The sequence below is a fragment of the Clostridium sp. MCC353 genome (genome assembly GCF_018785315.1).
In the GTDB taxonomy this organism is placed as follows: domain Bacteria; phylum Bacillota; class Clostridia; order Lachnospirales; family Lachnospiraceae; genus CHH4-2.
In genome coordinates, this window is record NZ_WQPN01000094.1 from 51,410 (window position 1) to 70,122 (window position 18,713).

Consider the following 18,713-nt stretch of genomic DNA (forward strand, 5'->3'; position numbering starts at 1 on the left):
AATGGAAGAAAAAAATATTGTATGCAGTCTGATAACACCATTATTCAGTTGCGGAGCTTATAAAACTATACCTGAGCTAAGAACGTCAGAGTTAAAAGGCGTCATGCGGTATGTTTACCGGATATCCAGTCCATCTGAGCTCAATACATTGGCAAAAGATGAGGCGGAATTGTTTGGGGGAGCGGCTGGTTCCGGTAATAATACGGGACATGCTTCTCCGATACGCCTGTTGATCCGAAGTGAAATGGTAAAGGATTCAAAGCCTTTACTGCTTCATAAAACAGAGAAAAAATTCCCTGTTTCCTGCTTCTTTGACGGCAAGTTTGAAATAACAGCCCGTTTTAACCAAGGGATTCTCAGCAATAGATCTGGTTTTCAACAGACTGTTGATATCAATTGGTATGTAGATTTAATAAAAGTAAGCCTTATTATGTGTGGGATGGGAAAACGGTGCAGAAAAGGAAGAGGCTGTTTCAACATAGAAGGTGCGTCTTTTAAAACACAAAAGGATTTTTTGGAATGGCTTTGTAAGGCTTTAAATCGAATAGGGGCCGTTTCCTCCCAAAATAATGGCGGTGCGTTCATGATTGATAGAGAAGGAATCAGATTTAAGGGCGACCTTAGTAAATACAAACGACCGATTATACATAAGATCAGACTTGGAAACAAGATGGAGAAGAATCAGATTGATAATTACCTATGGGCTGTGGATGAGATGAGCCATAAACTAAAAGAGCGTAAATTGGAGAATGATGATAAGAAGACACTTCCAATAGGGATTACCGGATTTGCAGGCTCTAAGGGTAAACTTGCCTCTCCGCTTCTCATTCGAATTGTACAATTAGAAGGCGGCTTCTACCCGCTCTACATTTTTTTAAAGAATGTTTCTGAAGAAAACTGGTTTGACAGGGGCTGTTTTATGAGGGAAAAGTTTATTTATTATGTAGAGAATCCGAAGAGCAAGGGGGTGCGGCAGTGAGTTACCTGTTTTTATTCACCATTGGACCAGTAAAGGGATTTATTGATAATTCCAGGAAATCCATGGATTTGTACGCCGGCAGCAGGTTTTTGTCGGAACTTATGGCGGAAGCAGTGGGCTGGACCGCCGACAAGAAAAATATACAGGTTTTATTTCCCAGTATTTCCAGGGAAAATAAAGAAAAGCCGGCTAATATTCCCAACCGCCTGATTGCTGAAGTGAAATCCGATTCCGAAACAGAGATGCGTAATACAGCAGAGGCACTTTCAAGATTCATCAAAGATACATTCCATAAAAGATGTAATGATTTGTTGATGGAGGCGGGCATAGACCAGAGGGGATTAGAGATGGCGGCCCGCCAGTGGAACGATTTTCTGGAAGTCTACTGGGTGTTTGAAAAATACGATCCTGAGAATTATTCGGAATCATATGAAAAAATATTCACAAGGATTCAGGAGGTTAAAGGAATCAGGCCCTTTAGCCAGTCAAAAGAACCTTGGGGAAGAAAATGTATGCTTTTCCCGGAATACAATGCCATATTTGCAAAAAAGTACAAACACAACGGAAAAGCGGTTTACCCTTACAATACGAATCCCAATTATGTTTGTGATATTTCGGGGAACTCTTATTTGAAGTATGTGGTTAAGCCGAAAGAAGCATTGTCTGCCATAGCGCTTGTGAAGCGGATATACGGAAAAAAAGAAACGAATTTCTATTCTATCCGTCAAATGATGCTGCTTAACCGTGTTAGTCCAGTAAAAGATATTTTTTCAGAATCCGGCATCTGTACGAAAAATGGGGAATTAATGGATATGGTGGCAAATGCGGTCTATGATTTGGAAAATGGACAGGTTTTGGATGAGGGGGAATATAGCCAGGAAGTGATTCAAAAATCACAGATTTTATATAAAAAAATTCAGGAAAAGAGTGTGAAACTGAGTTCCTATTATGCCATTATTAAGTTTGATGGGGACAGTATGGGAGACGCTTTCCGGGCATTAAAAACGCCGTACGAACAACAGGCGTTAAGTGAAAAGATCAGTAGCTTTGCACATGAAGCTCCCGGGATCATTTCTTCCTATCAAGGTCTGCCTGTTTTTGCAGGAGGGGAAGATTTTCTGGGATTCCTGCCTTTGGACGGGCTTTTTGATTGCATTGCAGAACTGCACGATAGGTTTTTGGAAGTAATTGGACTGAGTTTTTCAATGGGAATTTCAATCGGACATTTGATGCAGCCTTTGAAAGAGGTAATGGAATATGTGGACGCAGCCGAGGCGGCGGCAAAACGGATGCCTGGAAAAAATGCGGCGGCGGTCAATATTATGAAACGGAGCGGGGACATTGTGAAGGTGCCGCCCTATAAATTGTCCGGTGACGATGCATTGATACAGTGGAAACACATAGGGGAAATGGTACAGATGCTGAAGAATACCCAGTGTTCCAAATCATTGTTTTTCAACATCACGAATTTAATGAAACATTTTTTAGAGGAAAATGTCAAACCGGAGGAATCTATGGCAGAGGCATTGCTGAAGGACTGTGTGGCCCGTTCTGTAATGGAGGATAAACAGATTAATAAGGAACAGCTGTTGGAAAAATTAATGCTTTTCTATAGACATGCTGGCAGCATGAGCGAATTTTTAAATACTCTGGATGGCATTGTATTTCTTTCAAGGGAGGTGATCTGATGATATATCAAATAGAGCCTTTAGATGATCTTTTTTTCCGAAGTTCCGTACCATTTGATGCAGGTGGGGAAACTACTGTGCTTCACAGCGTATTTCCGCCGCTCCCGTCAACTTATGCAGGGGCATTTCGTCCATTGTTAAAGGATCAGCTCAATAGTTCCCGAAGTTTAAAGATAGGTTTCAATGGTTTGATGTGGGACAGCGCTTTCTGTTATCCCCTGCCCGCTGACCTCTATATAGCAGAAGAGGGAGAAGGACAGGTTTGGAGTGTTAGAAATAAGAAACTAATAAAAACTCCCATATCCAGCTATCCGCTGAGCTATATGATGGGCATACAGGAGACAAAGGCCAAGAAGCTGAAAGAACATATAGTCCCCTATATGAAAGAAGATGCAATGCGCGCTTATCTGCATGGGGATTCTGAAGATCTTACATGCATCAATTTGAATGATAAAATGGTGAGGGAGACCAAACTTGGAATTGCGATTGATCCCAAAAGCGGAGTTTCCAAAGACCAGCAAATGTATACGATTTTACGAATCCGCCCCGATGAAAAATTAAAAATGACTGTGGATGTACAGGCGGAGCTGATAAAAGACCAGGGTGTGATAAAACTTGGCGGAGAAGGCAGAATTTCAAATTTCGTAAAAATGGATATGGAACCCGATGTGGGGCAGAGTTCAGGAGACAGCCGGTATTTTAAACTTTACCTGGCAACTCCGGCTGTATTTCGCAATGGCTGGATTCCGGGATGGATTGATCCTGAAAGCTTTGAGGGATATTTCAGCCATCGGAATAAATTGGTAAGACTAAAGCTGATCAGTGCCTGTGTGGGCCGGCCGGTTCCCTGGGGCGGATTTGGAAAGAGACAGCCGGAGAGAGAAGGAGAACCGGAATACCGTCCCAGAGAGATGAGATATGCGGTTCCGGCGGGAAGTGTATATTATTTTGAGATAACTGAGGGGTCCTTCGAGGCAGCCGTCAAGTTATTTCACAAGAAATGTATCAGTGATTACAGGGAAAAACTCGGTTTTGACTATCGGGTGTTTAACAAAAGCAGATACTGCGATCGTGGGTTTGGATACTCAATGATCGGCAGATTAACAAAGGAGCAGGAGGATATTTTAAATGTATAATGATTCAGCTATGATTATGATGTTTAATACCATCACGTCTACCCATCCGGGCAGCGGAACGGAACTCAGTTATGTGGATATGCCGATCCAGCGGGAAGGGCATACCGGCTATCCAAAGATTGAATCGTCTACGTTAAAGGGCTGTATACGAAATCATGTGAGCCTGCAGGAATGTGGCTCGGATAAAAGCGCTCTGATTGACAGGATTTTCGGTAAAATGGGCAGCGGGGACTTTGCGTCTGCCGTATCCATTACAGATGCGAGGATTTTATTTTTCCCGGTAAAGTCGGCCAAGGGTATTATGGCATGGATCACCTGTCCGATGGTGTTGAATCGGTTTTTTAAAGATTATCAACTGGCATATGGAGAAAAATTTCCTGATTTGTGGGAGGTAAAAGAGGGCAGCATTTGCGAAAATGGGTGTAAAATAAATCAGCAAGTGGGTGGCAAGGATGTTATTATGCTGGAAGATTATACGTTTACTGTGAAAAAAGATGTTCAGTTTGAAAATTTTTTGCAGGAGATGATAAAACAGCTGCCTGAAAATGCAATTACCAAAGATATGATTTTGGAGCGGGCGGTCATTTTAAGCGATGATGATTTTTCCGGTTTTGTAAAGTATTCTACAGAAGTGAACACCAGAATCAGGATGGATATAAAAACGGGAACAGTAGCGGAAAATGGCCTGTTTACAGAGGAATATCTGCCTCCGGAATCGATTTTGTACAGCCTGGCATTTTTCACTGATACCCACCAGGCCCAGGGAGAGGAGAAAAATACAGTGGAACTGGATAAAAACCAGGTAAAAAAAGAATTTCTAAAACTGTTTCCAGGAGGAACGATTCAGGTCGGTGCGGACAGCACATTGGGAAAAGGGCTGATTGAAGTGAAAATGTGGGGGGAATCGTAAATGAGCAGAGACATTCACAATAGCATGGCGCAGTTTGCTTTTTCAAAGGTGTCTGAAATATGTAAAAAGAATAAAGAGGATAAAGAAAATAAAGAGTTCCGTAGTCTGGCACGTTCACTGCCCTCCTGGATACAAATCAATGGGTTAGCAACGGCAGCAGTCTTTCTCTTTTCAAAAAAAGCTAATGGAAATGCATATGAGAAAATGTACAATATTTTGAATGAGTGGTTTAAAAAAGAGTGGTTTAAAAATGAAGACTGTCGGATTTTACCTGGTGATAAGGATCTGGTAGAACAAATCGTCAATCTGGACAGCGTAACCTACAGGCTCTGTGTAAATGAAGCGATGAATTTATGTCAATGGATTAAACGTTTTGCAGAGGGAATGATTGAAAGCGGTGATTGATTTGGAGGAAACGGATGAACAGAGGATTGAAAAAGAATAGAGATCAAAGCGCAACTGAGGATTTTCCAAATTTAGAAGGCGTAAAATATGAGAAACTAATATTACCCAACAGTTCCATTGAATTTTTGGTAAAAATGGGTAGGATTTCGGACATGAACCTATATTTGGCACAAAATCGTTTTGGATGTGAAATAAAGCTGGAGAGGAAAAAAGATGCAGGGAAAGGAGCTGATAAGAAAGAGGATTCTAAGAGAGAAAATTCTAAGAAAGAAGAATCTAAGAAAGAAGAATCTAAGAAGGAAGAACCTAAGAAAAATTATAGTTCCCTGCTTGCTGAGTTTGTCAGAAATGACAGTAAGAAAGATACATACTTTTGTGGCGGAAAGCTGACTAAGCTGATGGAATTGTTAAACCGGCGCAATAAGGGGATTATGGATAGTTTTCCATTCCATGAAGAATACCCGTTTCATCCATATGATAAATTGATTTTGGGTGTTGGAACAGGCGCTTATCTGGGAACACAGCCATTAAGACTTCATCCTTTATATGGCATACCATTTATACCTGCCAGTGTGATAAAAGGAACGCTGCGCAGCGCCTGGATTTCAGAGCGGTACGACGGAGATGAGAAAAAGGCGGAAAAAGCTGAGGATTTTATTGACTTGTTTGGGGGAAATGGAAAAGAGGTCGATGCAAGAGAAGGAAAATTGAGATTTTTCGATATATTTCCAAATAGGTTCGAAATAGGGCTGGATGTCCAGGCGGTTCACTATAAGGATTATTATGGTAATTCCACTATTCCGCCTACGGATGATCAGATAACAATGCCTGTATTCTTTATGTGTTTGAGAAAGGCAGAGTTTAATATCTTTATTTGCTGCCGTGACGAGAAGGTGTGGAATGGGTGTAAGGGAGAACTTGGCTGTATGATGGATAAAGTGTATAAAATATATGGAATTGGGGCGAAAACTGCATTGGGGTATGGGATTGTAAAGGGATAGGAGGTTGAAAGCTGGGTCTTTAAAAATGGATACAGCAATTTTGGTGCGAATCGTAAGTGCACATGAAAAGCCTGGGGGATTCGCACCTGGAAAACATGGGGGAGAGAGGGGAAAAGAGGGAATGGAGATTGACTTGGGGAGGTGGGGATTGTATATTATATATATAATAATGGGGATAAAATAGGATGGATTTGTGTATAATTGCTGTCACAGTCTGCGAAGGCTGTGTGGGTTGAAATATTTCACTTTCGATCCTCTGTTCATGGCGAACTGAGTCACAGTCTGCGAAGGCTGTGTGGGTTGAAATTAGCATTCTCATACCTAGATATATCTGCAGTAAAGTCACAGTCTGCGAAGGCTGTGTGGGTTGAAATCTGTCAGTCCATTATCAATGTAAATATCGACAAGTGTCACAGTCTGCGAAGGCTGTGTGGGTTGAAATCTTTATCAGATACGCGGCAAGGTCTTTATATTGGTCACAGTCTGCGAAGGCTGTGTGGGTTGAAATATATCGGCTATACCAGAGTCCAAATCCGTATACCAGTCACAGTCTGCGAAGGCTGTGTGGGTTGAAATATCTGCGCTCATAACACAAGCGTTTCCACCAGACGTCACAGTCTGCGAAGGCTGTGTGGGTTGAAATGTTAAGTATGTTTTTGTCAGACACTTTAACAGCGTCACAGTCTGCGAAGGCTGTGTGGGTTGAAATTGTAATATGCGTATGACAGGCGTCATGAAGATATTATTCGACATACTACAATTTGAATTAATAGAATCACTTACAAATGATTGACAATGTAAACCAAATCTAGTATAATATACTATATAAGGAGAGTGATCATATGGCTACAGTACCAACTCAAATCAGAATAGATGAAGAACTAAAAAAACAGGCGGTAGATTTGTTTGCACAGCTTGGTTTAGATATGTCAAGTGCAATGAATATGTTTTTAAAACAGTGTGTTCTTCGTGGTGGTCTTCCTTTCAATGTTGAATTGCCGAATTACAAAGCTGATGTAATAGAGGCTATGGAGGAAGCAAAACGTATCAGTAAAGATCCAAATGCAAAAAAATATAATAGTTTTTCAGAAGCCTTAGAGGATATGGATCTATGAGCTATCAATTAATATTGACAAATAAATTTAAAAAAGGACTTAAATTAGCCAAGAGGCGAGGACTTGACATAACATTATTAGAAACATTGGTTGAAAAATTACTTCATGGAATTCCACTGGATGAAAAAAATAAGGATCATGAACTGAAAGGAAAATTTAAGGGATTTCGTGAATGTCACATTCAACCAGATTGGTTGCTGATTTATCTGGTAGAGGATGAAGTACTTACCTTAACCTTGATTGATACAGGTACACACGCAGACTTATTTAATATGTAGAACAAGGATAACGAGCAATTTATGTAAAAGTTGCGGAATTGGCCGGAGCTTTTCTCGATTTTAAATAAGTTTTGTCGTGGCCTTGACATAAGGGTGCCTAAGGTCGTGGAAGTAGAATTTCGACAAAACACGATAAAACGGCCCTTTATATGATAGACTAAAATGTCGAATTGATTAAAAATAAACAGAATAATGCGCAAGTCTTAGGACTATGGTATGATAAAAAGTACCATAGTCCTTAATATTTTAAGGAGGGCTATACAATGGCTTGGAAAAGCAAAAAGAACATTGTTGCAGAGATTGAACAAAAATCTAAGATGTATAAGGCGGCAGCCTATATGCGGCTTTCCGTGGTAAAAGAAAATATTCCATCAGATTATATTAAGAATCATTGAGGATTTTGTTTTACTGCAAGATGATATTCAACTACAGGATTATTATATCGACATAAATACAAGCGGCACGACTTTTAACCACCGTGAATTTCAGCGGATGTTTCAGGGTATCGTTGACGGAAAGATTAATTATGTAATTGTGAAAGACTTGTCTCGGTTTGGTAGGGATCATATCGATGTTGGATTCTATCTTGAAAAATACTTTCCAGTAAAGGGTGTCAGATTTATTTTCATCAATAAAAATTGGGATAGTATTGACGGAGTAACAAATAAGAACAATCTAAAAATGAATGGGAAACCTATTTCCCTGACTAATTTGATGAATTAGGCATTTGTAAAAGATATTCGTCAGAAAACACAAAGCAGCATAGAGTAATACATTTCAACTGCCATTTGAGTCTTGCATATAAGTTGGGACAGATTTATGGAAACTTAAACCAACCATCAGCAAATCGTAATTTGCAATTATTAAGCAGTAATGGAAAAGTAAAATTTGTTTTTGCGAAAGAGAGGATAGGCAGGGTTGAAAAGGATTTTTGTAAGGATTATTCTGGAAATGATATGATGGGCTCAGATATCGTATGTATTGTATCCATTAAAAAACCCAAAAATGAACATATATTGGATGAAGTGAAGGCTTTTTTGGATAACGAGAATCAAAAATACCACTCTATTTACCTGTTCCAGGATGACAGATACATTAACAGTACAGAGGAATTGGAGAGTTTAGCTGATTATATTTATAACAAAATGTTAAGCTCCCGCATTCATGGAAGGAATTGTCGGTTTCATTTATTCTTGGATACAATTACACCTTTGGCCTTTGTCCTTGGCGGGAGGAGACCCTTCCCTGGTGAAGTTCAACTTTATGAATATGTGGAGAATGATGCTACCTATAAGAAATCCTTAACCAGAGGGATTAATTAACCTTTCGGCCACAAGAGTTATTGAACCTGTTTTAAATGGACTGTTAAGCTTTGGCTTCTGCCATGGCTTTAAAAGAATTCTGATATATTTTTGTCGTAGCATAGACATAAGGGGGGCTCAGATCATGAAATCTCCGTCACAGTCTGCGAAGGCTGTGTGGTTTAAGATTCAAAGCCCGTCCCTGAGATATGACGGTCTATACCGCCAAAGCCTGTGCGCCCTCCCCGCCCCCAATCCCCATTAAAAATTAAAAGAGCTCCCCCAAGACCATTCCGTCTCAGGGGAGCCCTTTTATCCTTAAATCACCCGAACCCCCATTCAAATCATCCACCCCACCCCTAATTCTCCCGTTCCTCGTCCCCCATCCCCGGTATCGAGAACCAGATCACCGTAAACCGCCCGCAGCAGCTATTCAGATACAAACGGGCATCCTGTCCGTAAGACAGAACCAGCCTGGAATTGGTATTGGCCAGACCGATGTGCTGGTTGACCGTTTTGTTTGTTTCTTTTAAATCACTTCTGATTTCCGCCAGCTTATCCGGTGGGATTCCGTTTCCTGTATCGTAAATGCTGAAATAAATCCGTCCTTTCTTTCTGTGCACGGAAATCCGTATCAGGCCGTTTCCGTCCTTTTCTTTAATCCCGTGATAGATCGCATTTTCCACCAGAGGCTGTAAAAGCATCTTCTTTAACGGGTAGATCGAACAGTCTTGTTGTATCCGGAATTCCACGTCAAATTTATCTGCATACCGCAGTTTCATAATTTCCAAATACTTTTTCAAATAATTGATTTCATCCTGTATTTTCACGTCTTCCTGGGGATCGCTTAGGGAGTAGCGCATGATGGCGGAAAGGTAGGAGATCATCTGGCTGCATTTATTTTCTGATCCCGTCAGTTTTACAGATTCCCAGTAAATGTTGTTCAGCGTGTTATGCAGGAAATGTGGATTGATCTGGTGCTGCAGGGCCTGCATTTTGGATAACTGCAGCTTGGCGGCTTTTTCCGAATCCTGCATTTTCAGGTAATCCTGTTCGATAAAGAGCCTGATCACGTTCATCAGGATATATTCAAAGGGGCTGGAGCTCCTTTTTCTGGGCGGTTCCATCCTGGTTATGGCGGTGTCGGGCATGCTGAAAACATTGATGATTTTGCCCAGATACTTATAGTCGTGCTGTGTCTTGAAAAAGGAAATGATACAGGCAACCAGAATCGCCGCCAGAGTGATGATCACGTACATGCTGGTCAAGCTGATGGCTGTTTGATATATTTTATCCTTGGGCGTCAGCAGGATATACGAAAAACCATAGGATCTGGGAGAATGGAGATAGGTGGCTGTATAGGACTGGAAGTCCTGGTTTATTGTCTCTGCACCGGTTTGTCCGGACACGGCGTCCATCTGAGCCGCCAAATCCTGAAGGGTTTCAGCCGGAAGTTCCTCAGAAGAGGGCCATACCAGCCGGTTTGCGGAATCGATCATGAACAGCTTCTGGTCCTCATACTCCAGCAGATGGTTCAGTTCGCTTTTTAATTTGTCCGCGCTGAAACTGAAAATTACAAGGCCGTTTTGGATATCCGTGGTCCTTCTGTAGAGTTTCCGGTAAATTAAGAGGCTGGGAGTGCGGTACTCCGTGTACAGCAGCGGTTCGTCGGAAATGTCCATCCACACATCCTCCGAACCTGCGTGATGGTAGGAGGCCAGCACCTCTTCCTCGCTGTCGGCCGGAAATGAAATCAGCTTGGAGCTCAATGGCACGAAAATGCGGCTGTAATCATTTTTATAATAAACATAGATATTTCTCAGATAGTCGTCGGTATAGATCAGATTCTGGAAATTTAAGGAGATATTTTCCACGGATTTGATAGAATCCAGTGAGAGAGACGGCTCTTCGAATGCATTTTTCAATTGCAGGGTTACCCTGGGATTGGAGGCAAAGAAGAGATAGGCGTTGTCAACATGGGTATAGAATGTTTCCATGATATCGTCCGCCTGGTTCAGGATCAGGGAAGCCTTTTTTTCAGCTTCCCGCGTGCTCTCATTGGTGGTTCTGAAAATGCTGTATAAGCCGATCAGCAAAAGGGGAATGAGCATCAGCAGGCTGTTGACTAACAGGCTGCGGACGAAAAAACGGATGCTTGTGGAGTGATATTTTTTGCTGAAATCTTCGAATATTGTTTTATTTTTCATGGTTTCTGTATTCCGTAGGGGTAACGCCCCAGTACGCCTTAAAGGCTCTCGCGAAGTTGTTGGGATTGACATATCCGATCATGTTGCTGATATTGTAGATCTTGGTATCGGGATCTTTTAAAAACAGGGCGGCCTGTTTCATTCTCGCTTCATTGAGGAGGTCCGAAAATGTTTGGGACGTCTTCTGCTTGATTAACTGGCTTAGATAGGAAGGGTTTAAGTAGAGGGATTCCGCCAGGGCGGACAGAGATCCTTCCCGGTAATTCTGGGCGCAGTATGTGAGCACTTTCTGGATGATCTCATCCGAGGACTGATTCTGCTTTTCATCGGGATTTACGTGGTATTTTAAGTCCAATTCCTGTTTTATGGTTCCGAAAACTTCCTTTAATTCTGAAAAATTAGTCGGTTTTAACACATAGTACCGCACACCGTAGCGGATCGCGTTCTGGGCGTATTTAAAATTATCGTAAGCACTGAGAAAAACCACCATCGGCCTGGCTCCGGGCATCTCTGATACGGCTTTTGCCAGCCCGATTCCGTCCATGCCCGGCATGCTGATATCGGTCAGAATGACATGAACCGTGTTATTTTTTAAGAAATCCAGGGCCTCCTGGCCGCTGTCTTTTTGTCCGCAGACGTGAAAACCCTGTTCATTCCATGGAAAACAGGATGCCAGGATGTCACGGGAACTGGCTTCATCATCCACAATCAGAAGTTCATACATATCATTTCCTCCACCATACCAAACAAACTCATTGATACGGAAAATTATATCATGAGGAAGTTTCAGCGTCAAACGGATCGCCCGCAAAGCCCAAATTACTAAAATAAAGATAGCCGGATAATATAAAGATAGATTGAAATGATAGGCGCTCATAATGGCCGCGGGGGCGCATAAACGGCCCGCAGTGATAGAATACAAATGGTAACAGTTCAGACGGCGGGAAAATTGATAAAGAAAGCTGCGTCAAGCTCGCTTGTAAGCAGTTTTCTTTATCAATTTTCACATCGGATGGACCTCCGATGCTTCTTGACCGGCCTTTTCGGTCAAGAAGATAAGCCGTCTGAACTGTCACTACAGACAATGAGTTAAGAAACACACTCTAGGATTGGAATTGCTGCCGGTCACGGAAGTGGACAGCAGTCTGGAAATTGAGCGAAGGAGGAATTGATCTATGTCACTGTTCAAGGCGAAAACGGCAGGGGGGACTGTCGTGAGAAGGTATCCGAAAAACTGGAAATGGGGGGTGCTGTTCATCCTGCCGTGGCTGGCCGGATTTTTTGTTCTGCAGGCCTATCCCCTGCTGATGTCACTGTATTATTCATTTACGGATTTTTCTATTTTATCTGAGGGAAAATGGGTGGGAACGGATAATTATGTGAAATTGTTTACAAAGGATAAATATTTTGTGAAATCATTTCTGCTGACATTTAAATATGCGCTGATGTCGGTTCCCATGAAGCTGATTATGGCATTGATTGTGGCGATGATTTTGAACATGAAGCTGAAGGGGATCAATCTGTTCCGTACCGTCTATTATCTGCCGTCCATCATGGGAGGCAGCGTTGCGATTTCCATTCTCTGGAGATTTATGTTTATGAAAGACGGCATGCTGAACAAGATGCTGGGAGCGGTTCATATTCCGGCAGTTGACTGGCTGGGCGATCCCGATATCGCCCTTGTGACCATCAGTTTGTTAGTGATCTGGCAGTTTGGTTCTTCCATGGTACTGTTTTTAGCCGGCCTTAAAAATGTGCCCACGGAACTGTATGAGGCGGCCAGCGTGGACGGGGCCAACAAATGGGTTCAGTTCTGGAAGATTACATTCCCCATGCTGACACCGGTTGTATTCTTTAACCTGATTATGCAGATCATTCATGCGCTGCAGGAGTTTACATCTGCATTTATCATCACCAACGGGGGTCCAAACCACGGAACCTACCTGATGGGGGTTAAGATTTATGAAGACGCATTTAAAAACCTGAAAATGGGATACGCCTCCGCTTCTTCCTGGGTGATGTTTGTGGCGATCCTTCTGATTACGCTCCTTGTATTCCGCTCGTCAAGCGCATGGGTGTTTTATAATGATGGAGGAATGGACTGATGAAAATAAAGAAAAACAATATCGCGGCGTATGTTATTTTAGTATTTGTGGGCATTGTGATGATCTATCCCCTGCTCTGGCTGTTTTTTGCGACATTTAAGGAGAACAAAGAACTGTTTGGAAAGATGACGCTGCTTCCGGAACACATTTCTTTCAATGCATATAAAGAGGGGTGGAAGGGAAGCGGCCAGTTTTCCTACTGGACATTCTATATGAATACCTTTAAGCTGGTAGTGCCCACCGTATTGTTTACGGCAATTTCCACCGGGATTGTGGCCTATGGGTTTGCCAGGTTCCGTTTCCCCATGAAAAAGATCCTGTTTATGCTGATGATTTCCACCTTGATGCTGCCGGATGCGGTCATCATGATTCCAAGATATGTGGTCTTCAATAAATTCGGCTGGATCGACACCTACCTGCCTTTCTGGGTTCCGGCGGTGCTGGCCTGTTATCCGTTCCTGATTTTTATGCAGATACAGTTTTTGAGAGGGATTCCAAGAGAACTGGATGAATCGGCCTATATGGACGGATGCAATCCATTTATGGTGTATGTGAAAATCCTGGCTCCCCTGATGAAGCCGTCCATTTTTTCCGTTGTCATTTTCCAGACGCTGTGGAGATGGAACGATTACTTTAACAACCTGGTATACATAAGCAGTGTGAAAAATTATACCCTTTCACTGGCACTGAAGATGTCCATTGACAGCCAGGGCGCTTCCACACCGTGGAACCAGATACTTGCGATGTCATTTATCTCCTTAATTCCGCCGATCCTGCTCTATTTCTTCGCTCAGAAGTACTTTGTGGAAGGAATTACGGCCGGCGGCATCAAGGGTTAGACGGGAAAAGATAACATAATGATAGGCAGATAAAATGAAGATAGATTCTGAAGATAGGAACCTGTAATCTGAGAAGGGGCTTAAAAGCCCGGGGTTATGGTAAAATACAATTAATAAAAATAAAGCATTTTATAAGACTAAAGGATTGAAGGAGGAAGTATTTTATGAAAAAGCAGTTCAAAAAAGGAATTTCCCTGATTATGGCGGCATCCATGGCGGCAGTATCCCTGATGGGGTGCGGCTCACAGTCCGGAAATAAACCGGCGGATACGACGGCTGCGCAGAGCAGCGCGGGAACAACGGCGGCGGATACGGCGGCGGCAGGAACAACTGCTGCGGGGACGGAAGCTTCGGGAGAGCCAGTGACGCTTCGTTTCTCCTGGTGGGGAAGCGACAGCAGGCATCAGGCGCTGCTGGCTGTGATCGAAGCTTATGAAAAAAAGAATCCCAATGTGAAAGTGGAAGCGGAATACCAGGGCTACGATGGATATTATGAAAAGATTATGACCACACTTTCCAGCAATACGGCTCCCGACGTGATCCAGCTCAGCAAAGAATGGCTGCCTGATATACAGGGGGCAAAGCATTATTTGGCGGATCTTTCCACACTGCCTGTGGATTTAACCACATTAAAAGACCGTCTCCTGGAAATAGCAGGTACTTATAACGGTGAGCCCAATGTGTTCCCCTGTACGGTAGGCGGTTCGGTTACCTATGTCAATACGGATTTCGCCAAAGCATATGGCGTGGATTTAACGAAAAATTATACATGGGATGAGATCAAAGAGCTCGGAAAATCCATTCATGAGCAGGATGAAGAAGCCTATTTGATGACAGCCGATGCGGATATGCTGAACCGTTTATTTGTACAGCCTTATCTGGCGCAGAAAACCGGAAAACCTCTGGTGGATGAAGAAACCTATACCATGAACTTCACGGAAGCAGAAGCGGCGGAAGCATTTCAGAACGTGGTGGAACTCTATGAAACCAATACGCTGGAGCCTTTCGGTGAGGCCGCGACCTTTGCCGGACAGGCGGATCAGAACAACAAATGGATCAACGGTAAAATCGGCATGATCGTGGACTACACAGGAAGCGCGCCTAAATATATCGCATCCATTGACAGCCCCCTGGATGTCATTTCCATGCCGGTTACCAGCGACGCGAAATGCAGCGGCGTTGCGTACAGCGGGGACAGAGGATTTGCCATCAACGACAATTCTGAGCACAAAGAAGAGGCTGCCAAATTCCTGGATTTCCTGATGAACGATCCGGAATCAATCGCGATCTGTAAAACGGATGTGGGATACTGCCCCACAAAGCAGTCGGATGATATTCTGATCGCAGCAGGCGTTGTAAGCGAAATCCAGAAAAAGGGCGTTGAACTCTCCGAGCCGAATTCCTATACCAACAACATGATCAGCGGAAATACGGAGCTGGAAGTGATCCGGAAAGACCTGATCCAGGAAGTGGTTTACGGGGATATCACACCGGAGGAAGCGGCTCAGGAGCTGGTTGAACAATATCAGGAAATCCTGGATGAATTGAAGACAAAATAAGATAGAACCGGTAATGGGACATTACCCGGATTAGAAGGTGTTGTAAAATGCACAGAATCGCAGCCGCCGATGAAATGGCCGGGCAGTTCTGGGAAGGCCGTCAGGCCCGGCTGCATGATACGGCGCCTTCTTTTTTACGGATGGTTTCCGGTGGTGTTGTGGATGGTTTCCAGGATCGTTATGTATGGTTTCCTGGAATATGCCATAAAATTTATTACCAGCATCTTCCGAAAAGCAGTTTTAAAACTATTTCCGGCATATGGCTGACGGATGCCGGGATGAATTAAAAACGCAATTAAACGTAGAATAGTTAGAAATGGAGAAACGATGAAAAATAAAGCAGATTACCAGAAGATGCTTCTGGATATGATCGAACCACTAAAAGAACATTACAGCAAAGGCTGCGCCGGTCTGGAGCTGGGAACAACGGCAGCAGGATATGGAAATAAAACCGCCGCCATGGAAGGCTTTTCCCGGGTCTTATGGGGGCTGGTTTCTTACTGGGCAGGCGGCGGGCAGGACGAAAGCCTGTTGAAAACATACCAGAATGGGCTTTCCACAGGAACAGACCCTCAATCGGCGGAATATTGGGGAGACTTACATAACAAAGACCAGAGGATGGTGGAAATGGCCGCGATCAGCTACGGGCTTTTGATGACGCCGGAAAAGCTGTGGGAACCGCTCGGCGAAAAAGAGAAAACCAATCTGGCGGACTGGCTGTACCAGATCAACCTGTATACCCAGGCGGACAATAACTGGCAGTTTTTCAAGGTGATAACCAATCTGGCCCTGAAAAGCGTTGGGAAGAGATGGAGCCGGGAACAGGTGAAAGATGCGATGGACCGTTATGAATCCTTTTACCTGGGAAATGGATGGTATTCCGATGGGCTGAGGCCGCAGAAGGATTATTATACATCTTTCGGAATTCATTTTTACTGCCTTCTATATGCCAGGTTTATGGAAAAGGAAGATCCGGAAAGGGCGGAATTGTTTAAGGAACGGGCAAAGGTATTTGCAAAGACATTTATCTATTGGTTTGATGATGAAGGGAAGGCGCTGCCTTTCGGACGTTCCCTGACCTACCGGTTTGCCCAGGCGGCATTTTTCAGCGCCTGCGCGCTGGCGGGCGTGGAGTGCTTTCCGTGGGGCGTGATAAAGGGGATCATAGAACGGAATCTGGATTACTGGATGAAACAGCCGATATTTGACAATGGGGGAGTGCTCACCGTGGGATATACCTACCCCAATCTGCTGATGTCGGAGAGCTATAATGCTGTGGGTTCTCCTTACTGGGCGTTTAAGACATTTTTATTCCTGGCTCTTTTGGACGGCCATCCGTTCTGGCAGGCGGAAAGCGAAGGTCTGCCAGAACTCAAAGAAGTGTGCGCGGTGAAGGAATGCGATATGCTGATCTGCCACAGAAGACACCAGGTGACAGCCTTAACGGCCGGGCAGTATCCGGTCATGGAACATCCCCATGCGGCAGAGAAATACGCTAAATTCGCCTATTCTTCCGTATTCGGCTTTTGTGTGCCCCGTTCTTATCACCAATTGGAACAGGCGGGAACGGACTGTATGCTGGCCTTTTATGTACACGGCATGTATTATGTACGCAGAAAATGCCTGGAATATCACGTGTCGGAGCAGGAGGTCTATTCCAAATGGAGCCCGGTGGAGGGAATCGAGGTGGAAACCTGGCTCATGCCTGTCCGCGGCGGGCACAAAAGGAGGCATAGAATCACCAGCAGTGTCGCGTGCAGGGCATACGACTGCGGCTTTTCTTATCCAAATTGTATGGAAGAGACAAACCAGGAAATAAAGGGCAGAAGCGCGTTGGTATCTGACCGGAATGGAATGAGCCGGATGGAGGCTGATATGGGGGAAGGGGTTGTGATCACAGCTCTGCCCAATATGAATCTCATTTTCCCTAATGTCTGTATTCCGGCAGTCTGTTTTGATATTCAGCCGGGAGTGACGGAAGTGGAATCCCTGGCGGAAGCGGAGTTTACGGATGAGGAAATCGTGATCGGGGGAGGAAACTGTTATGCGTTACGGGATTGACGATGAAACCCTTACATGGGCGGAAGGCATATGGGGAAAGCTTGAAAAGAAGCTGGAGGCAGAATGCCGCCGCCTGGGCCCAATGATGCCTTATGTTCCGGTGAATGGAAAATACGAGGATATGGGGAAAAAGGAGCTGACTGCCTGGACCAATGGTTTTTACAGCGGAATCCTCTGGCAGATGTATCATGCCACAGGAAAGGAGTGTTATAAGGACGCCGCGGTTGGAATTGAGGAACGGCTGGACGGAGCATTTTCAGAGTATACGAAACTGGATCATGACCTGGGCTTTCTATGGCTTCACACGGCTGTGGCTGATTACCGGCTTACGGGGAATGAGAAATCCCGGGCCAGAGGACTTCATGCGGCCGGAATCCTGGCGGGGCGCTACAATCCGAACGGGAAGTTTATTAAAGCCTGGAACGGGCCGCGGGAGGGGATCGCAATCGTGGACTGCCTGATGAACCTGCCCCTTTTATACTGGGCCTCTGAGGAACTGGGGGACCGTGCCTGCCGCCAGATCGCGGTAAACCATACGGATATGGCCCTCCGTTATATCTGCCGGCCTGACGGTTCCTGCAATCATCTGGTGGAGTTTGATGCGCTGACAGGAGAGTACAAAGGCAATCCGGGAGGCCAGGGGTACGAAAGCGGATCTTCCTGGAGCCGTGGCCAGTCCTGGGCTGTGTACGGCATGTCTTTGGCTTACCGCTATACGGGAAATGAAGCCTTTCTGGATGCGGCAAAACGGACCGCCCATTATTTCTGCGCCAATCTGGCTCTGAACGGTTACATACCGCTCATAGATTTCAGGGCTCCGGCCCAGCCCGTCTATTATGATACCACGGCAGGGGTCTGCGGGGCCTGCGGCCTTTTAGAACTTTCCGAACACGTCAGCCCTCTGGAAAAGGACTTGTATGTAAAATCAGCGGTCCGGTGCTTAAAAGCGGCGGCAGATGGGTTCTGCAACTGGAACCCGGAGACGGATTCCATCCTGGGCCATGGTTCTGCCCGGTATGACCGGGAATACGACAGAGAGGTGCCGATCATTTATGGGGATTATTTTTTAACGGAAGGGATTCTGCGTCTCTTGGATAAGGATTTTTTGATCTGGTAGTTTCCGTTGTAA

The 18,713-nt window shown here is 44.3% G+C and carries 19 protein-coding genes and 1 CRISPR repeat array; of the genes, 16 read left to right on the forward strand and 3 right to left on the reverse strand.

Annotation, left to right across the window (positions count from 1 at the left end):
- The first annotated feature begins 1 nt into the window (after position 1).
- From GPL15_RS16670 to GPL15_RS16715, 10 genes are all read left to right on the forward strand, one after another.
- Positions 2-979: an RAMP superfamily CRISPR-associated protein gene (locus GPL15_RS16670; protein WP_215699816.1), complete on the forward strand. Its 978-nt coding sequence runs from the start codon at positions 2-4 to the stop codon at positions 977-979.
- Positions 976-2,667 carry a type III-B CRISPR-associated protein Cas10/Cmr2 gene (cas10, locus tag GPL15_RS16675; RefSeq protein WP_215699817.1) on the forward strand — a complete coding sequence of 564 codons (1,692 nt, stop codon included), beginning with the start codon at positions 976-978 and terminating at the stop codon, positions 2,665-2,667. The genes GPL15_RS16670 and cas10 overlap by 4 nt, the downstream gene beginning before the upstream one ends.
- Entirely contained in the window at positions 2,667-3,803 is a 1,137-nt protein-coding gene (gene cmr3, locus GPL15_RS16680) for a type III-B CRISPR module-associated protein Cmr3 (RefSeq protein WP_215699818.1), read from the forward strand. The genes cas10 and cmr3 overlap by 1 nt, the downstream gene beginning before the upstream one ends.
- The gene (gene cmr4 / locus GPL15_RS16685; protein ID WP_215699819.1) at positions 3,796-4,713 is read left to right on the forward strand and encodes a type III-B CRISPR module RAMP protein Cmr4; all 918 of its coding nucleotides are present in this window, start codon (positions 3,796-3,798) and stop codon (positions 4,711-4,713) included. Before cmr3 ends, cmr4 begins: the two co-directional genes overlap by 8 nt.
- On the forward strand, positions 4,714-5,118 hold the full coding sequence (cmr5, locus tag GPL15_RS16690; RefSeq protein WP_215699820.1) for a type III-B CRISPR module-associated protein Cmr5: 405 nt from the start codon (positions 4,714-4,716) through the stop codon (positions 5,116-5,118).
- A 14-nt stretch (positions 5,119-5,132) separates the two neighbouring features.
- Positions 5,133-6,119 (forward strand): type III-B CRISPR module RAMP protein Cmr6, encoded by a 987-nt coding sequence (gene cmr6 / locus GPL15_RS16695; RefSeq protein WP_215699821.1) that lies wholly within the window; start codon positions 5,133-5,135, stop codon positions 6,117-6,119.
- Positions 6,120-6,325: 206 nt separating this feature from the next.
- A CRISPR array of direct repeats spans positions 6,326-6,828; the repeat unit is 33 nt; unit sequence GTCACAGTCTGCGAAGGCTGTGTGGGTTGAAAT.
- A 133-nt stretch (positions 6,829-6,961) separates the two neighbouring features.
- A complete protein-coding gene (locus tag GPL15_RS16700; RefSeq protein WP_215699822.1) occupies positions 6,962-7,234 on the forward strand; it encodes a type II toxin-antitoxin system RelB/DinJ family antitoxin in 273 nt (90 codons plus the stop codon).
- On the forward strand, positions 7,231-7,512 hold the full coding sequence (locus GPL15_RS16705; protein ID WP_215699823.1) for a type II toxin-antitoxin system YafQ family toxin: 282 nt from the start codon (positions 7,231-7,233) through the stop codon (positions 7,510-7,512). The genes GPL15_RS16700 and GPL15_RS16705 overlap by 4 nt, the downstream gene beginning before the upstream one ends.
- A gap of 263 nt (positions 7,513-7,775) precedes the next feature.
- A complete protein-coding gene (locus GPL15_RS27775; protein WP_275950505.1) occupies positions 7,776-7,907 on the forward strand; it encodes a hypothetical protein in 132 nt (43 codons plus the stop codon).
- A gap of 330 nt (positions 7,908-8,237) precedes the next feature.
- Positions 8,238-8,834, forward strand: a complete 597-nt coding sequence (locus tag GPL15_RS16715; RefSeq protein ID WP_346344995.1) for a hypothetical protein — start codon at positions 8,238-8,240, stop codon at positions 8,832-8,834.
- A gap of 338 nt (positions 8,835-9,172) precedes the next feature.
- Here GPL15_RS16715 and GPL15_RS16720 read toward each other — a convergent pair whose 3' ends face one another.
- From GPL15_RS16720 to GPL15_RS16730, 3 genes are read right to left on the reverse strand one after another with little or no spacing between them, the layout of a single operon-like run.
- On the reverse strand, positions 9,173-11,020 hold the full coding sequence (locus tag GPL15_RS16720) for a histidine kinase (protein WP_215699825.1): 1,848 nt from the start codon (positions 11,018-11,020) through the stop codon (positions 9,173-9,175).
- Entirely contained in the window at positions 11,010-11,744 is a 735-nt protein-coding gene (locus GPL15_RS16725; RefSeq protein WP_215699826.1) for a response regulator, read from the reverse strand. The genes GPL15_RS16720 and GPL15_RS16725 overlap by 11 nt, the downstream gene beginning before the upstream one ends.
- A 49-nt stretch (positions 11,745-11,793) precedes the next feature.
- Positions 11,794-12,027, reverse strand: coding sequence for a hypothetical protein (locus GPL15_RS16730; protein WP_215699827.1), 234 nt, complete (start codon positions 12,025-12,027; stop codon positions 11,794-11,796).
- A 168-nt stretch (positions 12,028-12,195) separates the two neighbouring features.
- Here GPL15_RS16730 and GPL15_RS16735 point away from each other — a divergent pair, with 168 nt between their 5' ends.
- The 6 genes from GPL15_RS16735 (at position 12,196) to GPL15_RS16760 (ending at position 18,701) form a co-directional block, all read left to right on the forward strand.
- A complete protein-coding gene (locus GPL15_RS16735; RefSeq protein ID WP_215699828.1) occupies positions 12,196-13,125 on the forward strand; it encodes a sugar ABC transporter permease in 930 nt (309 codons plus the stop codon).
- Positions 13,125-13,964, forward strand: coding sequence for a carbohydrate ABC transporter permease (locus GPL15_RS16740; RefSeq protein WP_215699829.1), 840 nt, complete (start codon positions 13,125-13,127; stop codon positions 13,962-13,964). Before GPL15_RS16735 ends, GPL15_RS16740 begins: the two co-directional genes overlap by 1 nt.
- Positions 13,965-14,128: 164 nt before the next feature.
- Entirely contained in the window at positions 14,129-15,523 is a 1,395-nt protein-coding gene (locus GPL15_RS16745; RefSeq protein ID WP_215699830.1) for an ABC transporter substrate-binding protein, read from the forward strand.
- Positions 15,524-15,570: 47 nt separating this feature from the next.
- Positions 15,571-15,810 carry a hypothetical protein gene (locus GPL15_RS16750; RefSeq protein WP_215699831.1) on the forward strand — a complete coding sequence of 80 codons (240 nt, stop codon included), beginning with the start codon at positions 15,571-15,573 and terminating at the stop codon, positions 15,808-15,810.
- A gap of 40 nt (positions 15,811-15,850) precedes the next feature.
- Entirely contained in the window at positions 15,851-17,584 is a 1,734-nt protein-coding gene (locus tag GPL15_RS16755; RefSeq protein ID WP_215699832.1) for a DUF2264 domain-containing protein, read from the forward strand.
- On the forward strand, positions 17,568-18,701 hold the full coding sequence (locus GPL15_RS16760) for a glycoside hydrolase family 88 protein (RefSeq protein ID WP_215699833.1): 1,134 nt from the start codon (positions 17,568-17,570) through the stop codon (positions 18,699-18,701). The genes GPL15_RS16755 and GPL15_RS16760 overlap by 17 nt, the downstream gene beginning before the upstream one ends.
- Positions 18,702-18,713: the final 12 nt, after the last annotated feature.